The 20,180-nt window shown below is 72.2% G+C and carries 20 protein-coding genes; 8 read left to right on the forward strand and 12 right to left on the reverse strand.

The genetic code is table 11. The features are described 5' to 3' along the window. Position 1: 1 nt before the first annotated feature. On the forward strand, positions 2-2,800 hold the full coding sequence (locus ACZ601_RS13100; RefSeq protein ID WP_469536635.1) for a helix-turn-helix transcriptional regulator: 2,799 nt from the start codon (positions 2-4) through the stop codon (positions 2,798-2,800). Positions 2,801-2,834: 34 nt separating this feature from the next. Here ACZ601_RS13100 and ACZ601_RS13105 read toward each other — a convergent pair whose 3' ends face one another. Together ACZ601_RS13105 and ACZ601_RS13110 are read right to left on the reverse strand one after the other, a co-directional pair. After that, positions 2,835-5,555, reverse strand: a complete 2,721-nt coding sequence (locus ACZ601_RS13105; RefSeq protein ID WP_469536638.1) for a helix-turn-helix transcriptional regulator — start codon at positions 5,553-5,555, stop codon at positions 2,835-2,837. 93 nt (positions 5,556-5,648) lie between these two features. Then, the gene (locus ACZ601_RS13110) at positions 5,649-6,113 is read right to left on the reverse strand and encodes a hypothetical protein (RefSeq protein ID WP_469536644.1); all 465 of its coding nucleotides are present in this window, start codon (positions 6,111-6,113) and stop codon (positions 5,649-5,651) included. Positions 6,114-6,354: 241 nt separating this feature from the next. Between ACZ601_RS13110 and ACZ601_RS13115 the strand changes: the two genes are divergently transcribed. Both ACZ601_RS13115 and ACZ601_RS13120 read left to right on the forward strand, forming a co-directional pair. Next, complete coding sequence (locus ACZ601_RS13115; protein WP_469536647.1) at positions 6,355-6,930, forward strand: TetR/AcrR family transcriptional regulator; 576 nt, start codon at positions 6,355-6,357, stop codon at positions 6,928-6,930. Between the two features lie 126 nt (positions 6,931-7,056). Further along, positions 7,057-7,857 carry a GNAT family N-acetyltransferase gene (locus tag ACZ601_RS13120; protein ID WP_469536651.1) on the forward strand — a complete coding sequence of 267 codons (801 nt, stop codon included), beginning with the start codon at positions 7,057-7,059 and terminating at the stop codon, positions 7,855-7,857. 25 nt (positions 7,858-7,882) lie between these two features. On the opposite strand, the gene ACZ601_RS13125 is transcribed toward ACZ601_RS13120, so the two are convergent. The 6 genes from ACZ601_RS13125 to ACZ601_RS13150 form a co-directional block, all read right to left on the reverse strand. After that, on the reverse strand, positions 7,883-8,911 hold the full coding sequence (locus tag ACZ601_RS13125) for an alpha/beta fold hydrolase (RefSeq protein WP_469536653.1): 1,029 nt from the start codon (positions 8,909-8,911) through the stop codon (positions 7,883-7,885). Between the two features lie 161 nt (positions 8,912-9,072). Then, entirely contained in the window at positions 9,073-9,459 is a 387-nt protein-coding gene (locus ACZ601_RS13130) for a hypothetical protein (RefSeq protein ID WP_469536655.1), read from the reverse strand. A 95-nt stretch (positions 9,460-9,554) separates the two neighbouring features. Continuing rightward, a complete protein-coding gene (locus tag ACZ601_RS13135; protein WP_469536658.1) occupies positions 9,555-9,728 on the reverse strand; it encodes a hypothetical protein in 174 nt (57 codons plus the stop codon). A gap of 59 nt (positions 9,729-9,787) precedes the next feature. Further along, the gene (locus ACZ601_RS13140) at positions 9,788-10,396 is read right to left on the reverse strand and encodes an HAD family hydrolase (RefSeq protein WP_469536661.1); all 609 of its coding nucleotides are present in this window, start codon (positions 10,394-10,396) and stop codon (positions 9,788-9,790) included. Between the two features lie 135 nt (positions 10,397-10,531). Then, positions 10,532-11,470 carry an RNA polymerase sigma factor gene (locus ACZ601_RS13145; protein ID WP_469536664.1) on the reverse strand — a complete coding sequence of 313 codons (939 nt, stop codon included), beginning with the start codon at positions 11,468-11,470 and terminating at the stop codon, positions 10,532-10,534. 53 nt (positions 11,471-11,523) lie between these two features. After that, positions 11,524-12,405 (reverse strand): Bax inhibitor-1/YccA family protein, encoded by an 882-nt coding sequence (locus ACZ601_RS13150; RefSeq protein WP_469536668.1) that lies wholly within the window; start codon positions 12,403-12,405, stop codon positions 11,524-11,526. A 330-nt stretch (positions 12,406-12,735) separates the two neighbouring features. On the opposite strand from ACZ601_RS13150, the gene ACZ601_RS13155 reads away from it, so the two are divergent. The 3 genes from ACZ601_RS13155 (at position 12,736) to ACZ601_RS13165 (ending at position 14,796) form a co-directional block, all read left to right on the forward strand. Further along, a complete protein-coding gene (locus ACZ601_RS13155) occupies positions 12,736-13,224 on the forward strand; it encodes a TetR/AcrR family transcriptional regulator (RefSeq protein WP_469537586.1) in 489 nt (162 codons plus the stop codon). Positions 13,225-13,450: 226 nt separating this feature from the next. Then, positions 13,451-13,672, forward strand: a complete 222-nt coding sequence (locus tag ACZ601_RS13160) for a hypothetical protein (protein WP_469536670.1) — start codon at positions 13,451-13,453, stop codon at positions 13,670-13,672. A 224-nt stretch (positions 13,673-13,896) separates the two neighbouring features. Then, positions 13,897-14,796, forward strand: coding sequence for an alpha/beta fold hydrolase (locus tag ACZ601_RS13165; RefSeq protein WP_469536671.1), 900 nt, complete (start codon positions 13,897-13,899; stop codon positions 14,794-14,796). Between the two features lie 63 nt (positions 14,797-14,859). Here the strand turns inward: ACZ601_RS13165 and ACZ601_RS13170 are convergent, their stop codons facing one another. From ACZ601_RS13170 to ACZ601_RS13185, 4 genes are all read right to left on the reverse strand, one after another. Continuing rightward, entirely contained in the window at positions 14,860-16,209 is a 1,350-nt protein-coding gene (locus ACZ601_RS13170) for an epoxide hydrolase family protein (protein WP_469536674.1), read from the reverse strand. Positions 16,210-16,446: 237 nt separating this feature from the next. Next, positions 16,447-16,995 carry a CGNR zinc finger domain-containing protein gene (locus ACZ601_RS13175; RefSeq protein ID WP_469536677.1) on the reverse strand — a complete coding sequence of 183 codons (549 nt, stop codon included), beginning with the start codon at positions 16,993-16,995 and terminating at the stop codon, positions 16,447-16,449. After that, on the reverse strand, positions 16,992-17,546 hold the full coding sequence (locus ACZ601_RS13180; protein WP_469536680.1) for an SsgA family sporulation/cell division regulator: 555 nt from the start codon (positions 17,544-17,546) through the stop codon (positions 16,992-16,994). The genes ACZ601_RS13175 and ACZ601_RS13180 overlap by 4 nt, the downstream gene beginning before the upstream one ends. After that, positions 17,543-18,025 (reverse strand): SsgA family sporulation/cell division regulator, encoded by a 483-nt coding sequence (locus tag ACZ601_RS13185; protein ID WP_469536683.1) that lies wholly within the window; start codon positions 18,023-18,025, stop codon positions 17,543-17,545. The genes ACZ601_RS13180 and ACZ601_RS13185 overlap by 4 nt, the downstream gene beginning before the upstream one ends. A gap of 195 nt (positions 18,026-18,220) precedes the next feature. Between ACZ601_RS13185 and ACZ601_RS13190 the strand changes: the two genes are divergently transcribed. Further along, positions 18,221-19,684 carry a catalase gene (locus ACZ601_RS13190; protein ID WP_469536686.1) on the forward strand — a complete coding sequence of 488 codons (1,464 nt, stop codon included), beginning with the start codon at positions 18,221-18,223 and terminating at the stop codon, positions 19,682-19,684. Between the two features lie 104 nt (positions 19,685-19,788). After that, positions 19,789-20,172 (forward strand): ankyrin repeat domain-containing protein, encoded by a 384-nt coding sequence (locus ACZ601_RS13195; RefSeq protein ID WP_469536687.1) that lies wholly within the window; start codon positions 19,789-19,791, stop codon positions 20,170-20,172. The last annotated feature ends 8 nt before the right edge of the window (positions 20,173-20,180 follow it).

Consider the following 20,180-nt stretch of genomic DNA (forward strand, 5'->3'; position numbering starts at 1 on the left):
GATGAACACTCGGACCGAGGTCTCCGCCTTCTCCGTGGTGGAGAGCGGCCGACGCGCACCCCGGCCCGGCAGTGGCGTGCCCCGCCGCCCGGTGGGGCGCAAGAGGCTCGTCGGCCGCGGCGCCGAGCTGCGGCGGCTGCAGGCGTTCGTCCGGGACGCGGCGGAGCACGGAGCGACCCGGGTCGTGTGCGGCGAAGCCGGGACCGGCAAGTCGGAGTTCTTGGCGGCCGGTGTCGAGCTGGCGTCCTCCGAGGGCATGTGTGTGCTGCGCTGCGCGGGCAGCCGGGACGGCAGCCCGGACGAGCTCTCCGGCCTGCTGCAGATCCTCTGGCCCCTGCTGGGGGACGCGCGCGTCCCGCTCGGCGGCAAGGACCTGCCCGCCCTGGAAAGGCTGCTCGTCGACGGCGCCCTCGTCCACGAGGACCGGGCCAGGCTGCCCTTCACCGTACTGCGCGTGCTCGAGTCGGTCAGCGCCGAACGGCCCCTGCTGATCGCCGTCGACGACTGGGACGCGCTGGACCCGACCAGCGCGGACGTGCTCGCGTTCGTCGCCCGCAGGACGGCCGGGCTCCCCCTGGGCCTGCTGCTGACCTCGCGGCCGCACCCCCGCCGTACCTCCCTGGCCGGGCTCCCCGAACTGCCGCTGGGCCCGCTGACCCCGGCCGAGTCCGCCACGCTGCTGGCGATGCGGCGCCCGGGCCACGACCCGCACACCCTGCACGACCTGATGGCGACCGCGGCGGGCAACCCCCTCGCGCTGCTGGAGCTGCCCACCTGGACCGAGGACCGCGTCCCCTACCTGCCCGTCTCCTCCGACCGGCTGGCGGCGGCCCTGGCCCCCGGGGCCGCCCGGCTGCCCACCGCGACCGGGGACCTGCTGCTCGTGGCGGCGCTGCATCCGACGGCCGACCTCCCGCTGCTGCTCGCGGTGGCCTCCCGGCTCGGAGGGCGCCCGGCGGACTTCGCCACCATGGAGCCCGCGGAACGCCAGGGCCTCGTCGTCTTCGACGGCATGCGCATGGTATTCGGCCACCCCGCCATGGCGGGCGCCGTGGTCCGCGAGACCGGGCCCCGGCGCTGCCGCGCCGCCCACGCGGCGCTCGCCGCGGAGCTGACCGAGGGTTCCGTACGGCAGCTGTGGCACCTCTCCCAGGCAGCCGAGGGGGCCGACCCGGAGCTCGCCGGCCGTGTGGAGGACGTCCACCGCCTGGCCCTGCGGCAGGACGACCCGGCGCTGGCCCTGCGCCTGCTGCGGCGCGCTGCCGACCTCTACAGCGGCTCCGAGGACCGGGGCCGCTGCCTGCTGCGGGCGGCCCAGCTCGCCGGGGACGCGGGCTGGGGGCGCACGGCGCGGGCCCTGGCACGCAGGGCTCTCGCGCACCCTCTGGGGCCGCTCGGCGCCCTGTACGCGCGGACGGTGACGGGGGGTGACAACCCGGCTGCCCGGCTGCTGACGGAGCCCGACGGCTGGCCGCTGCCGGCCGGTGCCGCCGAGGTCGACAGCGCCCTGGAACTGGCGGAGCTGACGGCGCCGGCCGTCGCCGCCGACACGGCGCGCGCGGACGCGCTACTCACCTACCTCGACGCCCTGCCGTCGCACGCCTCGCACGACCCGCGGCTGCTGCATGCCATGGCCACGGCGGCGCCGGTCCGCCGGGCCGCCACCGTCCTCGCGCGGCTGGCGGCGGCCGGCCGAGGTAACAACGTTGCCCTGCGCGACCTCGAACGCCTCGGGGAGGCGGCCCTGCGCGGCGGCGCCCCGCTGCGGGCGCTGGAGTTGCACCGGCAGGCGGAGCGCCGCTGCCGCTTCCACGACCTGCCCGACCGGCTGCCCCTCGTCCTGCTCCGGCAGGGTCTCGCCCGTCTGGTCACCGGCGACTGGGGGCAGGCCGAGACGATCTTCCGGCGCTGCGGCGAGCAGGCCGGGGAGCGGGGGCTGACGAGCGAGGCGACGGCGTCGGGCCTGCTCGAACGGCTCACGCGCGGGCTGCGCACCGGCGCCGTGCCGGAGCCGGCCGACGCGCACGATGTCGAGATCGCACGGCAGTCGGTGAGCGCGATCGAGGAGATCCTCGCCGTGGGAACCGGCTGGGCCCAGGTGGAGAGCGGCGACGTCGCCGCGGGCTACGCCACCCTCGCGCGGCTGCTCGCCGACCCCGGGCGCTGCACCGCGGTCCTGTTCGCCCTGGTCCCCTTCGCGGAAGCGGCCGCGGCCGTGCACGCGGCGGAGTCGGCACGGGCCCGGCTGCGGCTGCTGGAGCGGGACCTGGGGCCCGAGCGGGCCCCGCTCGTCGCGGTCGGCCTCGCCGTGGCCGAGGCAGTCCTGGCGGACGACGGGGACGCGGGGGCCCTGTACGAGCGGGCCCTGGCCATGGATGTGTCCCAGAGCCCGTTCCTGGAGGCGTCGTTGCGCCTCGCGCACGGGCGGCGGCTGCGCCGGTGGCACGAGTTCACCGACTCCCGCGTCACGCTGCGCCAGGCCGCTGCCACCTTCACCATGATGGGCGCGGACGCCCGCGTCACGCGGATCACCGAGGAGCTGCGGGCCTCCGGTGAGCGGGCCGACACCGTCACCGCGGGCGCACCCGCGGCCTGCGCGGCCAACATCCTCAGCTCGCAGGAAATGCGGATCGCCCGACTCGCCGCGCGCGGCCTGTCCAACCGTCAGATCGGCGCAGAGCTCGGGCTCTCCCCCCGCACGATCGGCGCCTATCTGTACCGGATCTTCCCCCGCCTGGGTGTGACCGCACGGGCGCAGCTGGCCGGTGTGCTGGGAGCGGGCGGCCAGGCTCCTGCCTGACTCCATGGGCGCGCCCACGTATGTCGTACGTACGTCACTGGAGGTCCTTGCGCGCGGCGAGCTGCGCCCGGGAGGTGACGTCGAGCTTGGGGAAGATCTGATAGAGGTGCGAGGCCACCGTGCGGGCCGACAGGTGGAGCTGCTCGCCGATGGCCCGGCTGGTCAGGCCCCGGGCGGCGAGGCGGGCGATGGTGAGCTGCTGAGGGGAGAGCAGGCGGGCCGCGGTGTCCCCGGCGGACTCCGTGTCCTCAACCGGCCGGCCTGCCGCCCGCAGCTCCGAGGCCGCCAGCTCGGCGCGGGAGGTGGCTCCGAGGGCCAGGAAGAGCACCTCGGCCGTGGCGAGCGGCCCGCGGGACTCGACGACGCGGCGGCGGCGCCGGAGCCGGACCCCGTAGTTCAGGTGGGTCATCGCGTGCAGCAACGGCCAGCGGGCGGCGTCGTCGCCGATGGCCTCGTGGTAGCGGGCCTGCGCCTCGTCGTCGGGGGCGAGCGCCGCGTCGGCGTAGGCCAGGATGCGCCGGAGCATGGGCGCCCGGCCCGAGCGGGTGCGGCGCGCGACCTCCTCGACGACGGCCCGGACGTCGTCTGTCTCGCCCGCGGGCAGGGCGGCCTCGACGAGGAAGGCGAGACCCCAGAACTGCTGGAACGAGTACGGGGTCAGCAGCTCGGTGAACGACGAACGCAACTGGGTGTATGCCTCCGCGTACCGTCCCGTGCCGGAGGCGGTCAGTACACGTGTGAGGGTGGCGAGGTTGAGGTGCTGGCCCTGGCCGAGGTGGCGGGAGGCCTCCTCGATCGCCGCGGCCCGCTCCAGGGCCTTGTCGTGTCGGCCCTGGAGCGCCTCGATGACCCCGAGGGCCCCGACCGCCCGGGCCGCGTAGTTGGCGTGGCCGAGCTCGGCGGCGATCGTCCTCGCCTCGGTCGCCCGCGCCCGCGCGGTCTGCCACTCGGTGCCCAGCCAGATCCCGCCCAGGGCCCTGGCCTCCAGGATCTGTGGCAGCCGTCCGGTGCGACGGCCCTCGCGCGCGACGGTCTCGGCACCGTCGAGGAAGTGCGCGGCCTGTTCGAGGTCGCCGGTGAGGTGGGCCGCCTGGCCGAGGAAGAGCCGCTCGTCCGGGGCGGGCGATGCACGCAGCCGCAGCGGTTCGCGGCTGATCGAAAGAGCGTCGGTCAGCGCCAGGGTGACGAGGTCGCGCGCGCTCCACGGCGGGCTCCGCAGCTCGTGCACGGTACGGACGACCAGCTCCCTTTCGGCGTCGTCGGTCTCCTGCCACCAGCACCGGCCCGCGGCGGTGTGCAGCAGCTTCTGTGCGAGTTCGGGATGGGTGGCGGCGACGGACCGGGCCGCCGAGCAGAGCTGGCCGATCCGCTCGTGGCCGGTCGGGGAGCCGCCGGGCAGGAGGTCGTGCAGCCACAGGAGCATGGCGCGGCCGAGATCACCGAGTTCGGCGGGGTCGATGCCGCGCGCGTGCCGGCGGGCCTGCGCGTCCAGGCCGTGGTGGCAGGCCAGTTCGGCGGCGCGCAGCAGCCGGTCGGCGCGGCGCTGGGGGTCCGGGGAGAGGCGCGCGGCGCCTTCGAGCGCGGCGAGGGCGACCAGCAGGGTGGTGCCCGGCCAGGGCCCGGCGGCCCGGGTCTCCAAGCGCCGCGCGAGGTCCTCGTCGGTGCCCGCCGCGCGCTGGGCCGCGTGCCACGCGGCGCGCGTGGGGTCTTTGGCGCTGTGTTCCAGTGCCGCGTGGGCGGTCATGCGACGGGCGGTCGGCTCCCGGTGCAGGACCGCCACGCGGATCAGCGGCTGGGGGAAGTGGACGCGGTGCTCGCGCGCGACGACGAGCCCGCGGGCGGTGAGCTCGTCCAGCCCGGCCCGCGCGTCCTGCCCGCTGCCCAGCACGCGCGTCGCGGCGTCCAGGATCTCTTGGAGGACCGAGGAGACACTCAGCGCAGCTGTGAGCAGCACGCCGGTGCCGGGGGCCGACAGCGCCTCCAGGTCCTCCTCGTACGCCTCGGCCAGCCGGGGGGAGGCGGGGAGCAGGCCGAGGCCGGCCGCCTCGCTGAAGCCGCTCCCGTTCGGCGACAGTTCCGTGAGCGCGAGCGGGTTGCCCCGGGCCACCGCGAGGACGAGCTCCTCCTCTGTGGGCGCCGTCGTGCGGCCGTCGCGCCGCAGCAGCGCGCGGGCCTCGTCGGCGGGGAGCGGCGCAAGGACGCCGGCGGGTGCGTTCGCGGGCAGCCAGTCGGCGGGAGCGGCCCGTTCGGCGACGATCATGCGTACCTGGGTGTCGCCGCACAGGTGGGCCATCGCGCGCAGGGTGGCGCGGCTCTCGGCATCGAGCCGGTCGAGGTCGTCGATGCACAGGAGGACCGGGTCCGGGGGCGTCCGCAGCAGGCACAGAGCGGCCCGTGTGAGGTCCGTGGGCGCGGCTGCCGTGGGGCCCCCGCCGAAGGCTGCTTCCAGCAGCTCCCGTTCCCGGTGCGGCAGGTCGCCAAGGCGGGCCAGGTGCGGTCGGAGCAGCCCATGCAGGGCGGCGTGCGGGAGGTCCCGCTCGGCCGGGGCCCAGGACGTCGACAGGACGGGGATGTCCGCTCGGGCCGCAGTGTGGGCGGCGTACCGCAGGACGGCGCTCTTCCCGGTCCCCGGGCCGCCGCCGAGGTGCAGGACCCGGCTGCTGCCGGGCAGGCCGGCGAGGAGGGCGGCCACCAGCTCGCGTTCGTGCGCGCGGCCGATCAGCGCGCGGTCGTCGGACCGCAGGTGCGTACCCATGTCCTTCTCCCCCGCAAGGCCTGGCACATGGTCACGGGCCACATGTGCGCCCCGGCCGGTCGGCCGTCGGGACCGGGTCCGGAAGTGAATACTTTAACATTCAGGTTTCTCAGCCACGTCGTGATTCCCGGCTCCCTCGGGGCCCGGTACGCGTGCGTCGGCGCGCCCGGCCTGCGCGTACAGGCCGCGGATGCTGACGGCGGGGCCGTGTTCGAGCCGGCGGAAGACCCAGTCGATCGGCGAACACAGGCCGCTACCCGGCACCTCCACGACCAGGGGGACGGCTCCGTGCGCGGCCGGAACATGGCACCAGGCCCCGCCGCCGTGCCGGATCAGGATCTCCCCGACGTAGCAGCCGAAGGAGACGAGTGACTCGGCGACCTCGCCGCCGGTGACGCCGTCGCTGCGGAAGCCGTCGACGATCTCCTCCACCAGGCCGATGCTGTCCGTGCTGTAGTCCAGCTCCGCGTCGCTGATGTCGGATGCGGCCGCGACGATATCGGCCGCGAGCCGGGGCGCACTGGCCGGCTCCAGCAGATATTTCATATGCAGCTGCATGTTCGTCCTCGGACCGTGCGTGCCATCGACGCTGTCGAGGCTAGCCGTAGATCTTCCGCCGGACAGGCTCTCGAACATAAGTATTTGGTCACTGCCCGCGCGACACGCCCGCCTGCCGTCCGGACCGCACGCTCCCAGGGTCCCGATCCCCCGGTCAACCGTGCAGTCGATCGACTCATGCCTCCGGCCCGCGGGTCTGCGACAGTCTCCACACGTGCGAACACCGGAAAGGGACATACCTATGGCGCGCCCTCGCGCATTCAACACGGATGTGGCAGTGGAGCGGGCCGCCCGCCTGTTCGCCAGGCAGGGGTACGGCGCCACACCGATGCCCCAGCTGACGGCCCGGTTGAACATCGGCAGCAGCAGCCTGTACGCGGCGTTCGGCTCCAAGGAGGGCCTCTACGCCCGGGCCCTCGGCCACTACTGCGAGGAACTGGTGCACACCCTTGGGGAGCGGATGGCGGCCGCCACCGATGTGCGCGCCGCGCTACGGGAGCTGCTGCTCGCCCTGGCCGGGGCCGATGTCACGGACCCGGAGCGGGTCTGCCTGCTGGTCAACGCGGCGACCGAGCGCGCCGCCCACGCGGCCACGGTCGAGCGGGTGAAGGCGACCATGGCGGCGGTGGAGTCGGTGCTCGTCGACGCGCTGGAGCGGGCCCGGGCCGGCGGTGAACTGCGGCCGGGACACGAGCCGGTGGAACTGGCCCGCTTCTTCACCACGTTCATCCAGGGGCTGCACGTCATGGGCAACGCGCGGGCGGACCGCGCCTTTCTGGAGTCCGCCGTATCCGGCGCGCTCCGCGTGCTGGACTGACGGATCCGGCCCCGCCGTGGTGAGGTGTGCGGGCCGGCGAACTCCCGGTCCGTTTTTGACGTTCACCAGGAGCGGCACACCATCTCGCACACGCGACGACCCCACGCGAAGACCTCAGGAGTACTGATGCACGCGCTCGCCGACTCGATCGAATCGATGGAACAACTCACCGTGGTCTGGCGTGCCATGGTGCTCGACCGTGACCCGGACGCCGACGTCCGTGATCTGCCCGGCATCGCCGTCCGCTGGGCAGACTGCCGTTTCCCCTTCTGGAACTGCCTCACGCTGACCGAGGTGGGCGCGGACACCGCCCTGGTGAGCCGGCGGTTCGACGAGGCCGCGGAGATCATGCGGTCGAAGAAGCGGCCCGGTTTCCTGTGGGTCTTCGACGACCTCCCCCAGGACGACGCGGTCGCCGCGCTGGACGCGGCGGCCGGGCGCGCCGGGCTCGTGCACGCCTTCCCCGGCACGGGGATGGCCGGAGACTTCCTGCCGCTGCCCGAGCCGTCCCACCCCGAGCTGACGTTCGTCCGGGTGACGACCGACGCACACCTGCTGGCGTACGCCGACATCAACTCACGTGCCTACGGTTTCCAGGTGGAGGACGGCCGCGACGGCCTCGCCGGCTCCACGATGTGGCGCGAGCAGGTGCACGCCTACCTCGGGGTGCGCGACGGCGTGCCGGTGACCTGCGCCGCCACCGTCGAGGCCGAGGGGCGCCTGTTCGTCGCGCTCGTCGCCACCGATCCGGCCTGGGAGCGCCGCGGTTACGGCGAGGCGGTCACCCGCAAGGCGCTGTACGAGGGGGCGCGGGCCACCGGAGCGCGCCGGGCGACCCTGCACGCGACGGTCGCCGGTGCGCCGGTCTACCCGCGGATCGGTTTCGAGCCGAACTCGCCGATGCGCTTCTACGCGCTTCACGACTGACCCGGTGCCCTGGCCGGGCCCGGGCTCAGCCCAGGCCGTGGACCTCCGAAATCGCGGAGACGAACGCGTCCGGGCGCTCCTGGGGCAGGTTGTGGCCCGCGCCAGGGACCACGTGGTGGGCGAAGGGCCCGGTGTAGTGCGGCTTGTAGGTACTGCCGTCGGTCCAGGGCGTCACGCCGTCGGCCTTGCCGTCCAGGGTGACGGTGGGCGCGGGGATCGTCGGCGTGGCGAGGAGGCGGCGCTCCAGCTCGGCGTAGCGGGGCGCGCCCGGGGCGGCGGCGAGGCGGTGGCGGTAGCTGTGCAGGGTGACCGCGACGTAGTCGGGGTTGGTCCACAACTGCGCGGTCTGCGCGAACTCCGCCTCGGTGAACTGCCATTGGGGCGAGTTGCGCTGCCAGACGACGCGGCCCAGGTCCTCCCGGTTGCGCTCCAGGCCCTTGGCCCCGCGCTCGGTGAGGAAGTAGAAGAAGTACCAGAAGCCCAGTTCGAGGGAGGGGGCGAGGGGCTCCTGGGCGCGGGCGATGTTCTGGATGAGGTAGCCGTTCACGGAGACCAGGCCCGCGCAGCGGTGGGGCCACAGGGCCGCGGCCACGTTGGCGGCGCGCCCGCCCCAGTCGTACCCGGCATACAGGGCCCGCCGGATGCCGAGGGCGTCCATGAACTCGATCAGGTCGGCGCCGATGGCGGCCTGCTGCCCGGAACGGAAGGTGCCCCGGTGGCGGAACCGGGTCTCGCCGTGGCCGCGCAGGTAGGGGATGTAGCACCGGAGACCGCGGTCGGCGAGCGGCGGCGCCACCTCCGCGTAGGAACCGACCGGGCTGAACGGCCAGCCGTGCAGCAGGATGACCGGCGCACCGTCGGCCGGACCGACGACGTGGTAGGCGATGTCCAGGACGTCGGTGCGCACATGCCGCAGCGGGCCGAGCCCCTGGTACGCCCCGGACGCGGCGGAGGCCGTCTCCTGGCCGGCGGCGACGGCCTGGCCCGCTCCGGAGAGCCCGACCGTGCCGGCCGCCATCGCCACCGCCTGGGACACCCTGCGTCTGCTGATCACGTCGTTCCTCTCGTCACCCGGCGGAACATACGTGACGCACATCCGCCGCCTCAGTGTCACCGTATTGACTGGTGATAAGGTTCCTCCCTCCTTGCACACATGTCAAGGAGGGAGGAAGGTGGTGTGTCTGCGTCAAGGTGTGCGGCCGGAGACCGCTACGGCTACGGCGTCCGGGCCAGCACCCGGTAGCTGCGGAAGCCGGACGGAACCTCGGTGCCGCTCTGCATCAGGTCGCCGAGGCGCAGGAAGGCGTCGGTGTACGGGGAGTCCGGGACGCCCACGGCACAGTCGGCCTTGTAGTAGACGTCCATGTAGTTGGTCCCGGAGAAGTTCTCCACCGAGTACATCGCCTGCGGAAGGGTGTGGCACTCGTAGTCGGATGCGTCGACGCGCACTTCCTTGCCGCTGAAGTCGCGGTTCGCGTAGAAGGCGATGCCGCCGAACTCGACGGCGCCGGCGGGCTGGGCCAGACCGACGCCCCCGAACAGGGCCGCTCCGGACGTCACGGCGGCCACGCCGACGAGACGGCGCTGCCAGAATCTGCTCATGTCGCACTCCCTGTATGTGTGTGGTCGCTGTGCCCACACACTTGTCCATTCAACGAACATGCGGAAGTTGCGATTGAGACATTCGCCTGGTGGAGTCAGAGAAAGAGACCGAGATAGGTGGCGGCAGCCAGGTGTCCGGTGCGCCGGGTGATCTCCTCGATCTCGGCGGCCTCCTTGCCCGGCTCGCGTCGGTCGTTGCAGTTCACCCGGGACAGCAGCGCCTGCTGGTCCTTGCTCGGGCGGCCGGTGAAAGAGGAATACGTGTCCATGATCTGCCCCTTGTCGAACGTAGGCGGAGGTTGAGAGCCTGTGTCGGTCGGTCGGTCGCTCACGCCAGGCCCAGCAGGGCCTCCAGTTCGGCGACCGTGCTGCGCGGGTCCTGGGCGTGCACCGTGGCGAAGCCCAGGGCGGCGGCGGGAGGGAGGTGCTGCTGGGTGTCGTCGACGAAGACACACTCGTCGGCGGTGAGCCCGAGCTCCTTCAGCACGAGTTCGAAGATCGCCGGTTCCGGTTTGCGCAGGCCGTGGTCCTCGGAGATCACCACGGCGTCGTACGCCAGGTCGTATCCGGCGTAGAGGTTCCACGGCGCCGTGCCCACCGAGTTGGAGAGGATCGCGACCTTCACCCCGGCCCGGCGGGCGGCGTCGGCCACTGCGATGAGCGAGGGCTCCGAGCGCAGGTCGGCGAAGATGCGCCCCATCAGGTTCGCCGGCGCGACGCCGAGCCGGCCGGCGGCGTCGGCGTTCCACTCACTCTGGGTGAGCGTGCCGCGTTCGAGTTCCTCGGTCCGCCGGACCATCTCCTCGTCCAGGTAGAGGGTGTGAAGCAAGGTGCCCTCCGGCAGCCCCTCGCGTTTCTCGAAGGCGAGCGCGGCCGGGAGCAGCGGCGTGGTGAGCACACCGCCGAAGTCGAGGACGAGGCCCTTGCGGTAGGTCATGGGGTGTCTCCGTGTCTCGTGCGTGACTAGGGGCGGGCCGCAGCTCGTCGGCTGGCGGGCGCACACCTCATGATCTCCCACGGGAGCCACATGTGTGCGGCGGGGTCGGTGACGGGGCGTCCGCGCCGGCGCCTGTCAGCCGCGGGGCGTGTGGTACAGCCGCACCCGGGCGATCCGGCCGCCGTCCACCGTCATGATCCAGGCGACGCCGGGCGGACAGTGGTCCGGTGCGTCCGGCGGGTTGATGAGGTCCATCTCCCAGACGATCAGCGAGCGTCCGGCGATCACATGGGCGGGCCGCTGGCGCACCCCTGCCGTGAGGTCGCTGTCCATGCCTGCCAGGAGCAGTCCCGTACCGCCCAGCCGCTGATCGCCCTTGAGCAGGGAGACCTCCGGGGAGTAGCGGTCCGCGACCACCCGGGCGAACTCCCCGCGTTCCGCGGCGGCCAGCGTCTCGTGCGCCTCCTGCCATGCGGCCTCGGTCCGCCGCCGGATGTCGTCGTGTACCCCGTCCGCGGTGGCGCGCAGGGTCCGGGCGAGCTCGGTGCGGGCCTGGCTGAGCCGGCTGCGGACCGTGCCGACCGGGATCGCGCAGGTCTCGGCGATCTGCCGGTAGGAGGTGACCCCGGAGGTGAAGTAGCGAAGCACCACCGGCAGGCGGAGTTTCGGGGAGAGGTGTTCGACGGCTTCCCAGATCCAGTCCCGCATCGCGTGCCGGTCAAGGACCTGCTCGGGTGTGGTCAGCACCGGCGGCAGCGGGATCTCCTCGCGCGGCTCGGTCCGGCGGGCGTCGCGCAGCAGCGAACGGCTGCGGTTGCGCACCACCATCCGCAGCCAGGCGCCCACGGCGGCCGGGTCACGGACCTGACCCACGCTGCGCAGGGCCACCAGGGCGGCGTCCTGCATGACGTCGTCGATGTCCGGGCCGGGGCCCAGCAGGCTCAGGGCGACGGCCCGCATGCCAGGACGGTGCCGCTCAAGCAACAGCCCGAGCGCGCTCACGTCGCCGTGCTGCGCCGCCAGCGTGAGGGCCGTGTCCTCGCTCTGTTCGGCATCCGTCAGCACCGTGCTCATGGCCTGCCCTTCCGTGTGCGGTGCGGTCCGGCCCGGGTGGGCCGGGCGGGCGGTCAGTTGTCGCCCTGGAGGATCGACAGGAGCTGGAGCGCCTGGAGGTAGATCCACACCAGGGTGGTGGTGAGGCCGAACGCCGCGAACCAGGCCTCATCGCGCGGGGCGCCGAAGGTGATGCCGTCCTCGACCTGCTTGAAGTCCAGGGCCAGGAAGGCGCCGCCGAGCGCGATGCCGACGATGCCGAACACGATGCCGAGGGCACCGCTCTGGAAGCCCAGGCCGTTGCCCGCACTGAACGCGGAGAACAGCAGGTCCGCCACAAGCAGCAGCAGGAATCCGGTCGCCGCGGCGAGGACGAAACCCTGGAAGCGCCGGTCGACACGTATCCAGCGGCGCTTGTAGGCGATCAGCACACCCGCGGACACCGCCATGGTACCCAGCACCGCCTGGACGACGACGCCGGGCGCGGTCCACGCCGAGGTGGCGCTGGAGACGGTGCCGAGGAATACACCTTCGAAGGCCGCGTAGCCGAGGATCAGCGCCGGCAAAGGTGTGCGTTTGAAGCTCTGGACCATGGACAGGCCGAACGCGACGAGGGCGGCGGCGAAGGCGATGCCGTAGGACCGGCCGATCCCGGCGCTGTCGACGGGGAGCAGTATCCAGGAGAGGGCGGCGGTGAGCACGACCGTGCCGAGCGTGGCGGCGGTGCGCACGACGACGTCGTCGATGGTCATCGCCGGCCCGGCGGCGGTCCCGGCGCCTTGCGCGGCGGACGGATCGGCGGGCCCGGCGTAGGGGTTGGTGAGGACCGGGCCGGCCGGGTCCGCGCCGCTCACCGCGCCGACGGGCACGGGGTCGAGGCGCTGGATCGAGCGGTCGGCGGAGCCGTCGCCACTGCCGCGGCCCCATCGGGAGAGGACCGGATTACTACTGCGCATGACGTTCCCTCCGGGGCCGCGGTGGTGCGCGGCCGCTGTCGTGTGTCCGTGAAGTCGTGTGGACGGTGCGGATGCCGCTCCGGCGAGCGCCTCGTTCGAGTAACCACTCTGACAGGTTACTTCTCGACCCGCAAGCCACCTCTCCGGTTATCGGTGCGACGCACAGGCATCCACGGCACGGATCGACCCATCCATGAGGTGCTTGGCGGCACCATCCGCACGCACACGTGCCACTTCACGCGGGTATATTCACAAGATTCGATTAGGCTGGCGCCCATGAGGGCCGACGCCGCACGCAATCTCGAAGCCGTCCTGACCACCGGCGCACGCATGCTCGCCGCCGATCCGGGCGCGAGCATCGCGAGCATCGCCGCGGAGGCCGGTGTGGACCGCAGGACCGTCTACCGGCGGTTCGCCACCCGCGACGAACTGCTCGCGGCGATCTACGTGTCCCGGCTGGAGGCCATCGAGCGGGCCATCGCCGACGCCCGCCTGCGCGAGGCCCCCGTCGCGGTGGCCCTGCACCGCTACGTGGAGAACATCATCGCGGTGAACCGCACCTGGCCGGTCGACCTCACCCGCATGCTCGCCGACGACGCCATCCGCGAGCGGCGCGACGCCTCGGTCCGGGAGGTCGACACCTTCGTGCAACGGGCCGTAGACGAGGGGACGTTCCGGGCCGGAGCGCCGGACGGCTGGGCGCAAGCGCTGCTGCCCGAGCTGATGCATCTCGTGGTCCGGCGCCTGCCCGATCTGAGCGACGGGCAGGCGGCGGACCTCGTCGTCGACACCTTGCTGACGGGCCTCGGACCAGCCTGACCGGCCGGGGCGCGGCGCAGATTTGCACACCAGCGGGCACACCTCGCCCTTCCGCTCTCCTCGTCGACATCATGAAGCTCGCCGAGCGGGCCGACATCCCCCCAGGTCCCGCCCCCGCCGCCCGAACAGGCGCAGGACGAGCCCGTCCTCGCCCGCACGGCCCGGCACGAGGCCGCGAGCCGCCGCCGGCCCGGAGTCACGGCAGCCGCTGCTCGGAAGGCTGCTGATGGAGCTGCTCGCCGCCTATGACGAGCCTCGTCCGACCAAGGAGCTCCGCGAGGAGCTCATGCGCAAACACCCGGATCGCGCACCGGCGCCGCAGGTCGTGCGCAACACCCTCGAACCGCTGGTCGCCAAGGGAAAGATCCGGCGCCACAAGCAGGAGCGGTCGGTGAGTTACACCCTCGTCGACTCCCCGCGGACCACGACGGCCGCGCAGTCCGGCTGACGCGCAGGCCGCGGGCCCGGCCCCCCTGGGTGGTGACAGCGACATGCCTCGCCGTTGGCGCCGGCGAGGCATGTGTCCTCATCGGTCCGCCGGAGAGACGGACACCGGCGCGCGACACCTTTCCCGGGGGTGTGTCGCAGGTCACGTCATCGCGATCGAACTTCCCGGTCCCCCGCGCGCCATGTCGGTGTCAGCGCAGTCCCACACCACACGCGGAGGTCACCATGGCCCTCTCTTCCGGCACCCACTCCTTCACGCTCGGCGGCGTCACCCAGCGCTATCACGTGCACGGCACCGGCCCGGTCTGTGTCGCGCTCTCCGGCGGACCCGGCATCCACTGGGAGTACCTGCGCATGCCGCTCCTGGAGCAGCACCTGACCATGGTCTACGTGGAGCCCATCGGCACCGGCGACTCCGGGCGGCTCCCGTCCCACCCGCACGGATACACCCGGGACCGCTACAGCCGCTTCCTGGAAGTGCTGATCAGCCGCCTCGACGTGCCCGCAGTGCACCTGCTCGGCCACTCCCACGGTGCCTTCGTCGCGGCCTACCACGCGCTGCACCGCTCCGAGCAGCTCGCGGGCGTCATCCTGTACGACGGCGCGCCGGTCACGGGTCCCGAGCACGGCGAGGAAGCGGGCCGCAGGGTTCAGGAGTTCGCGGCCCGGTACGCCGGCCACCCCGGACTGGACGGCGTGCTCGCCGCGTTCGGAGCGATGTCCCGCATCAGCGACGACGCCTCGACCGAGGCCGTGGCCCGGGGTGTGCTGCCGTCCTACTTCGCGCACTACTGGGAGAACGAGGAGCGGTACGCCCCGTTCCGTGACGCCGTGCGCGCCACCTTCATCTCCGGACTCGACGAGTACCTCGCCCCGGACCTCATCGACGACCGGGTCGCCCTCAAGGGCCTCACCGTGCCGGCACTGGTGATCGTGGGGCGGTACGACGTGATCTGCGGACCGCGCTGGTCCCAGGAGATGTACGAACTGATCCCCGACGCCCGCCTGGTGGTGCTGGAGGACAGCGGGCACATGGGCCACATCGAGGAGCCCGAGGTGTTCGGCGCCGCGGTCCGGGCCTTCGTGCAGGAGACCCCGGCCGGCGCGGAGCACGAAGCCCCGTAGCGACCGCCGCGACAGGGCCGCACCCTGCGGGGATGCGGCCCTGTCGCGCGGGGCGGCAGGACGTCAGTCCCGCAGCGACCTGAAGGCGGTGCGCAGTTCGCGGGCCAGCAGCTGGGGCTGTTCCCAGGCGGCGAAGTGGCCGCCCTTGTCGACCTCGTTCCAGTGGATGAGGTTGCCGTACGCCTTCTCGCCCCAGCTGCGCGGCGCGGGGTAGATCTCGGCCGGGAACACGGTGACCGCCACGGGGACGTCGGGGATGTCGACCGCGTTGAACGGGCCGCCGCCGGTCTGGGTGCCCTCCCAGTACAGGCGGGAGGAGGACGCTCCGGTGTTGGTCAGCCAGTACAGCGAGATGGCGTCGAGCATCTCGTCGTAGGTGAGGACCTTCTCGGGCTCGCCACCGGAGTCGGTCCACTCCGCGATCTTGTCGTAGTAGTACGCGGCCATCGCCAGGGGTGAGTCGGCGAGGGCGTAACCGATGGTCTGCGGGGACTCGTTCATCATCGCCGCGTAGCCGAAGCCGTCGCGGTAGAAGTGCAGCAGCCGGTCGTAGGCGACCTTCTCGCGGGCGGAGAGGGCCGAGGGAGCGGCGTCGAAGGTGCGCAGGTGGCGCAGGACGTCCGGGGGCACGGTGCCCGGCATGTTGACGTGGATGCCGAGCAGGCCCTCCATCCGCTGCGTGGCCTGGATCTGCGCGATGATCGAACCGTGGTCGCCGCCCTGGGAGACGTACCGCTGGTAGCCGAGGCGGTGCATGAGTTCGTGGAGCGCGGTCGCCATGCGGCCCGGGTTCCACCCGGTCGTCTTCGGCCTGCCGGACCAGCCGTGCCCGGGCAGCGTCGGCAGGACGAGGTGGAAGGCGTCCTCCGCGCGCCCGCCATGGGCCGTGGGGTTGGTGAGCGGGTCGATGATCTTCAGGAGCTCGATGATCGAGCCCGGCCAGCCGTGCGTCATGAGCATCGGCAGGGCGTCGTGATGTGGTGAGCGGATGTGGGCGAACTGGATGTCCACGCCGTCGATCTCGGTGATGAACTGCGGCAGCGCGTTGAGCCGCGACTCGACCTTGCGCCAGTCGTATCCGCTCTCCCAGTACTCGATCAGCGGGCGGACTTTGGCCAGTTGGGCGCCCTGGGAGCGGTCGCGGACGAGTTCGCGGTCCGGCCAGCGGATCGCCCGCAGGCGCTGCCGCAGGTCACGGAGGTCCTGTTGCGGAACCCTGATGCGAAAGGGGTGGACGCCGGGGACCGGCTCGGGGGTACCGGGGGCGGACGCCGGGACGGGGGTGGCCGGTCCCGCCGTCGCCGCCTGCGCCTCGCCGGCCAGGCCGAGTTGCGTGGCGGCGACGGCGCCCGCGGCGAGCCCCATGAAGCGGCGGCGGCCCGTGGCGCCGCCGGTCTCTGCGGTCATGTCCATGTGGGGGCTCCTTGGATCGCTGATGCTGAGCCGGCCCTTACAGTTACCGGTTCAGACGGTGACCTGTTCACACATCGCGATAATACGTATCTCAGAATGCCAGTCAAGTAGATTACGAGTCATACGTGTGAGTGGGCCGGCCAAGGCGCCCGGGGGGACAAAGAGTGCGCGCGGGAACGACGAATGGGCCCCTCAGGCATGGCAGCCTGAGGGGCCCGTCGAAGGGGCGGGGGGGGGTCAGCCCTGCGTGCTGTGCTGGCGGGCCCGGTAGGTGGCGGCCTTGACCCGGTTCCCGCAGGTCCGCATGGCGCACCATTCCCGGCGGTGGCCACGCGAGCGGTCGAGGTAGGTCTGGGTGCACTCGGGGCGGGCGCACTCGCGCAACAGGTCCCCGTCCTCGCCGCCGAGGATCTCGACCGCCTCGCGGGCGAGGGCCGCGAGGCCCTGCGAGACCGAACCGGTGCGGGTCGCGCCGTCCGGGCCGAGCCGCAGCGTCACGGGCATGCCGGATGCTTGGAGGTTCAGCTCGGCGACCGCGTCGGAGGGCAGCTGCATGCCGTCCATCCGCGCCACGGCCAGGGAGTAGATGGATTCGCGCAGGTCCACGGCGAGGGCGAGGTCAACCTCGCTCGCACCCGGCGCCAGATCGAGCATCCCGGACTCGACGAACCAGTCGTCGAGCAGCTCGGGGGTGGCGAGCTTCTCCGTCGGCAGGTCGTTGCGTCGCGCACGCAGCGTGCCGACGAAGTCGAGAGGGAGCGTCCCGCAAGGAAAGGCATGATTCACGTAACCATACTGAACGGTGAGCCGTCGGAATGCAACCCCATGAAACGGTGACTTCGTCCGGCGTCACGCTCCACCGTCGCCGCCGGGCCGTCGACCGGCGGTTCCTCGTCGTCGAGCAACCCGGCCAGGAAGGCGTCCCAGTCCAGGACGCCCGTCTCCGCCGTCGCCACGACGCTCCGGTACGTGGCCTCGAGCCACTCCCCGAGCACCGGGACCGGGAGTTCGAAGACCGCGCTCGTGGCCCCCGACTCCAGCAGCAGCCACGCCTCGTCCCCCTCGTCGCACTGCGTGGGCCACACCTGTACGTCGCCCTCGCCGCTCTGCGCATACAGGCCGCGGTGGAGCAGATCCCGGCCGATGCGCCAGGTCACGCCCGGCCCGCGCCAGGGGGTGAGGGCGAGCGTCACGACCATGGGGACCTCCGGGTCGAACCGGAACTCCGCGCGCACAGGATGGCGCGCGCCCCCCTCCGTCACGCGCCGGACCAGGAGCGAGAGCGGAGGCGGGGGCGCCGGGCGGCGCACCCGCAGAGCCGACTGTTCGCCGCTCACGACGGGTTGCCTTCCGTGGGGCGTCGCAGCCCGCCGTCGGCCAGCAGGTTCTCCAGGAAGCCGTCCCAGTCCAGGGTGTCCGCCTCCGCCTCGGCCGGCACCAGCCGGTACGTGGAGTGGAGCCAGTGGGCCAGCGGCGGGACGGGCAGCTCGAAGACGGCGCTCCTGCGCTCGGAGTCGAGTATCAGCCACGCCCTGTCCTCGTCGAACTGGGTCGGCCAGACCTGCACGTCGCCGTCGCCGACGTCCTCGAACAGGCCGCGATGGAGCAGTTCCCGGCCGATGTTCCAGGTCACGGACGACCAGCCGTGGGTGAACGTGGCGGACACGATCAGCGGCATCCCCGCATCGAAGCGGAACTCCGCGTGCACCGGCACACGTAGGTCCTCGTCCAGGACCCGCTCGATCACCAGGGAGAGCGCGGGCAGTGCCCCGGCCTGCGCGAGGCGAGCCCGCCGATCGGATTGTTCGCCGTGCATGATGACGGGTGTCCCCTTCCATGGTGGGTGTTCGTGGTCGTCGCCTCCCCCATGGTGACCGTGTCGGATTCCCGGGCCATCAGTCACTTGACGGTCAAAGATCTGAGTAGGTCCACCGCTTGACTTGGATACTGTCTAACATAGGATGTTTTCCAGACTGGCCGCATGTGACGGACACTCATAGAGGAGCGAGCCTTGCCCGAGAACAACCAGAAGCCGCTGACCACGGTCGCCGGCGCACCGGTGCCCGACAACCAGAACTCCGTGACCGCCGGGGCGCGCGGGCCGATGCTCCTGCAGGACGTGTGGTTTCTGGAGAAGCTCGCCCACTTCGACCGTGAGGTGATCCCGGAGCGCCGGATGCACGCCAAGGGCTCGGGCGCGTTCGGCACGTTCACCGTGACCCATGACATCACGCGGTACACCAGCGCGAAGATATTCTCCGAGATCGGCAAGAAAACCGACATGTTCGCCCGGTTCTCGACCGTCGCGGGCGAGCGCGGTGCCGCCGACGCGGAGCGGGACATCCGCGGCTTCGCCCTCAAGTTCTACACGGACGAGGGCAACTGGGACCTGGTCGGCAACAACACCCCGGTGTTCTTCTTCCGGGACCCGCTGAAGTTCCCCGACCTCAACCACGCGGTCAAGCGCGACCCGCGCACCAACCTGCGTGACCCCGAGAACAACTGGGACTTCTGGACCAACCTCCCCGAGGCCCTGCACCAGGTCACCATCGTCATGTCCGAGCGCGGCATCCCGGCCTCCTACCGGCACATGCACGGCTTCGGTTCGCACACCTACAGCCTGGTCAGCGCCGAGGGCGAGCGGTTCTGGGTCAAGTTCCACCACCGCACCCAGCAGGGCATCAAGAACCTCACCGACGCCGAGGCCGAGGCGCTGGTCGGCAAGGACCGCGAGTCCCACCAGCGCGACCTCTTCGACGCGATCGAGACCGGCGACTTCCCGAAGTGGAAGCTGTTCGTCCAGGTCATGCCGGAGGCCGACGCGGACAACTACCGCTTCCACCCCTTCGACCTCACCAAGGTGTGGTCGAAGAAGGACTACCCGCTGATCGAGGTTGGCGAGTGGGAGCTCAACCGCAACCCCGACAACTACTTCGCCGACGTGGAGCAGGCCGCGTTCACCCCGGCCAACGTGGTGCCGGGCATCGGCTACTCCCCCGACCGGATGCTGCAGGGCCGCCTGTTCTCCTACGGTGACGCCCAGCGGTACCGGCTCGGTGTGAACCACCACCAGATCCCGGTCAACGCCCCGAAGAACCCGGTGAACTCCTACCACCGCGACGGCGCCATGCGCGTGGACGGCAACCAGGGCGCGGCCCCGGGCATCGAGCCGAACTCGTACGGCCGCTGGCCGGAGCAGCCCGCCTACCGCGAGCCGCGCCAGGCCGTGGGCGCGGTCGCCGACCGGTTCGACTTCCGCGAGGACGACGCCAACTACTTCGAGCAGCCCGGCAACCTGTTCCGGCTGATGAGCCCCGAGCAGCAGCAGGTCCTCTTCGAGAACACCGCCCGGGCGATCGACGGCGCGTCCGCGCAGACCGTCGAGCGGCACATCCACAACTGCACGCAGGCCGACCCGGCCTACGGCGAGGGTGTCCGCAAGGCGATCGAGGCGCTGGCCGCCGGCCGGCTCTGAGCGACGCCGAGAAGACCCACGCCCCGCACACCCGTGACCCGGGTGTGCGGGGCGTGACCGATGTGTGCCATGAGCCGCATGTACCGATGCCGAGGAGAGACCGTATGACCCCGCTGACGCCCGAGCAGACCGAGCGCGTCGTCGCCCTCGCCATGCATCTGGCCCGCGCCGGGGAGAGCGCGCAGCTGACGGAGTTCGTGGAGCACGGGCTGCCGGTGGACGCGGCCGACGCGGGAGCCAACACGCTGCTGATGCTGGCCGCCTACCACGGCCACGCGGAGACGGTAGGGACTCTGCTCCGGCTCGGCGCGGACCCGGACGTGCCCAACGCCCGCGGTCAGGTCGCCGTGGCGGGCGCGTTGTTCAAGGGAGCGGACGACGTGGTCGCCGTCCTGGTCGAGGCGGGAGCGGATCTCGACTCCGGTACGCCGACCGCGCGTGCGGCGGCCGCCATGTTCGGCCGCGACCACCTGCTGCCGGCTCGGTAGCCTGCCGG

The organism is Streptomyces sp. NPDC104307, from assembly GCF_055584045.1.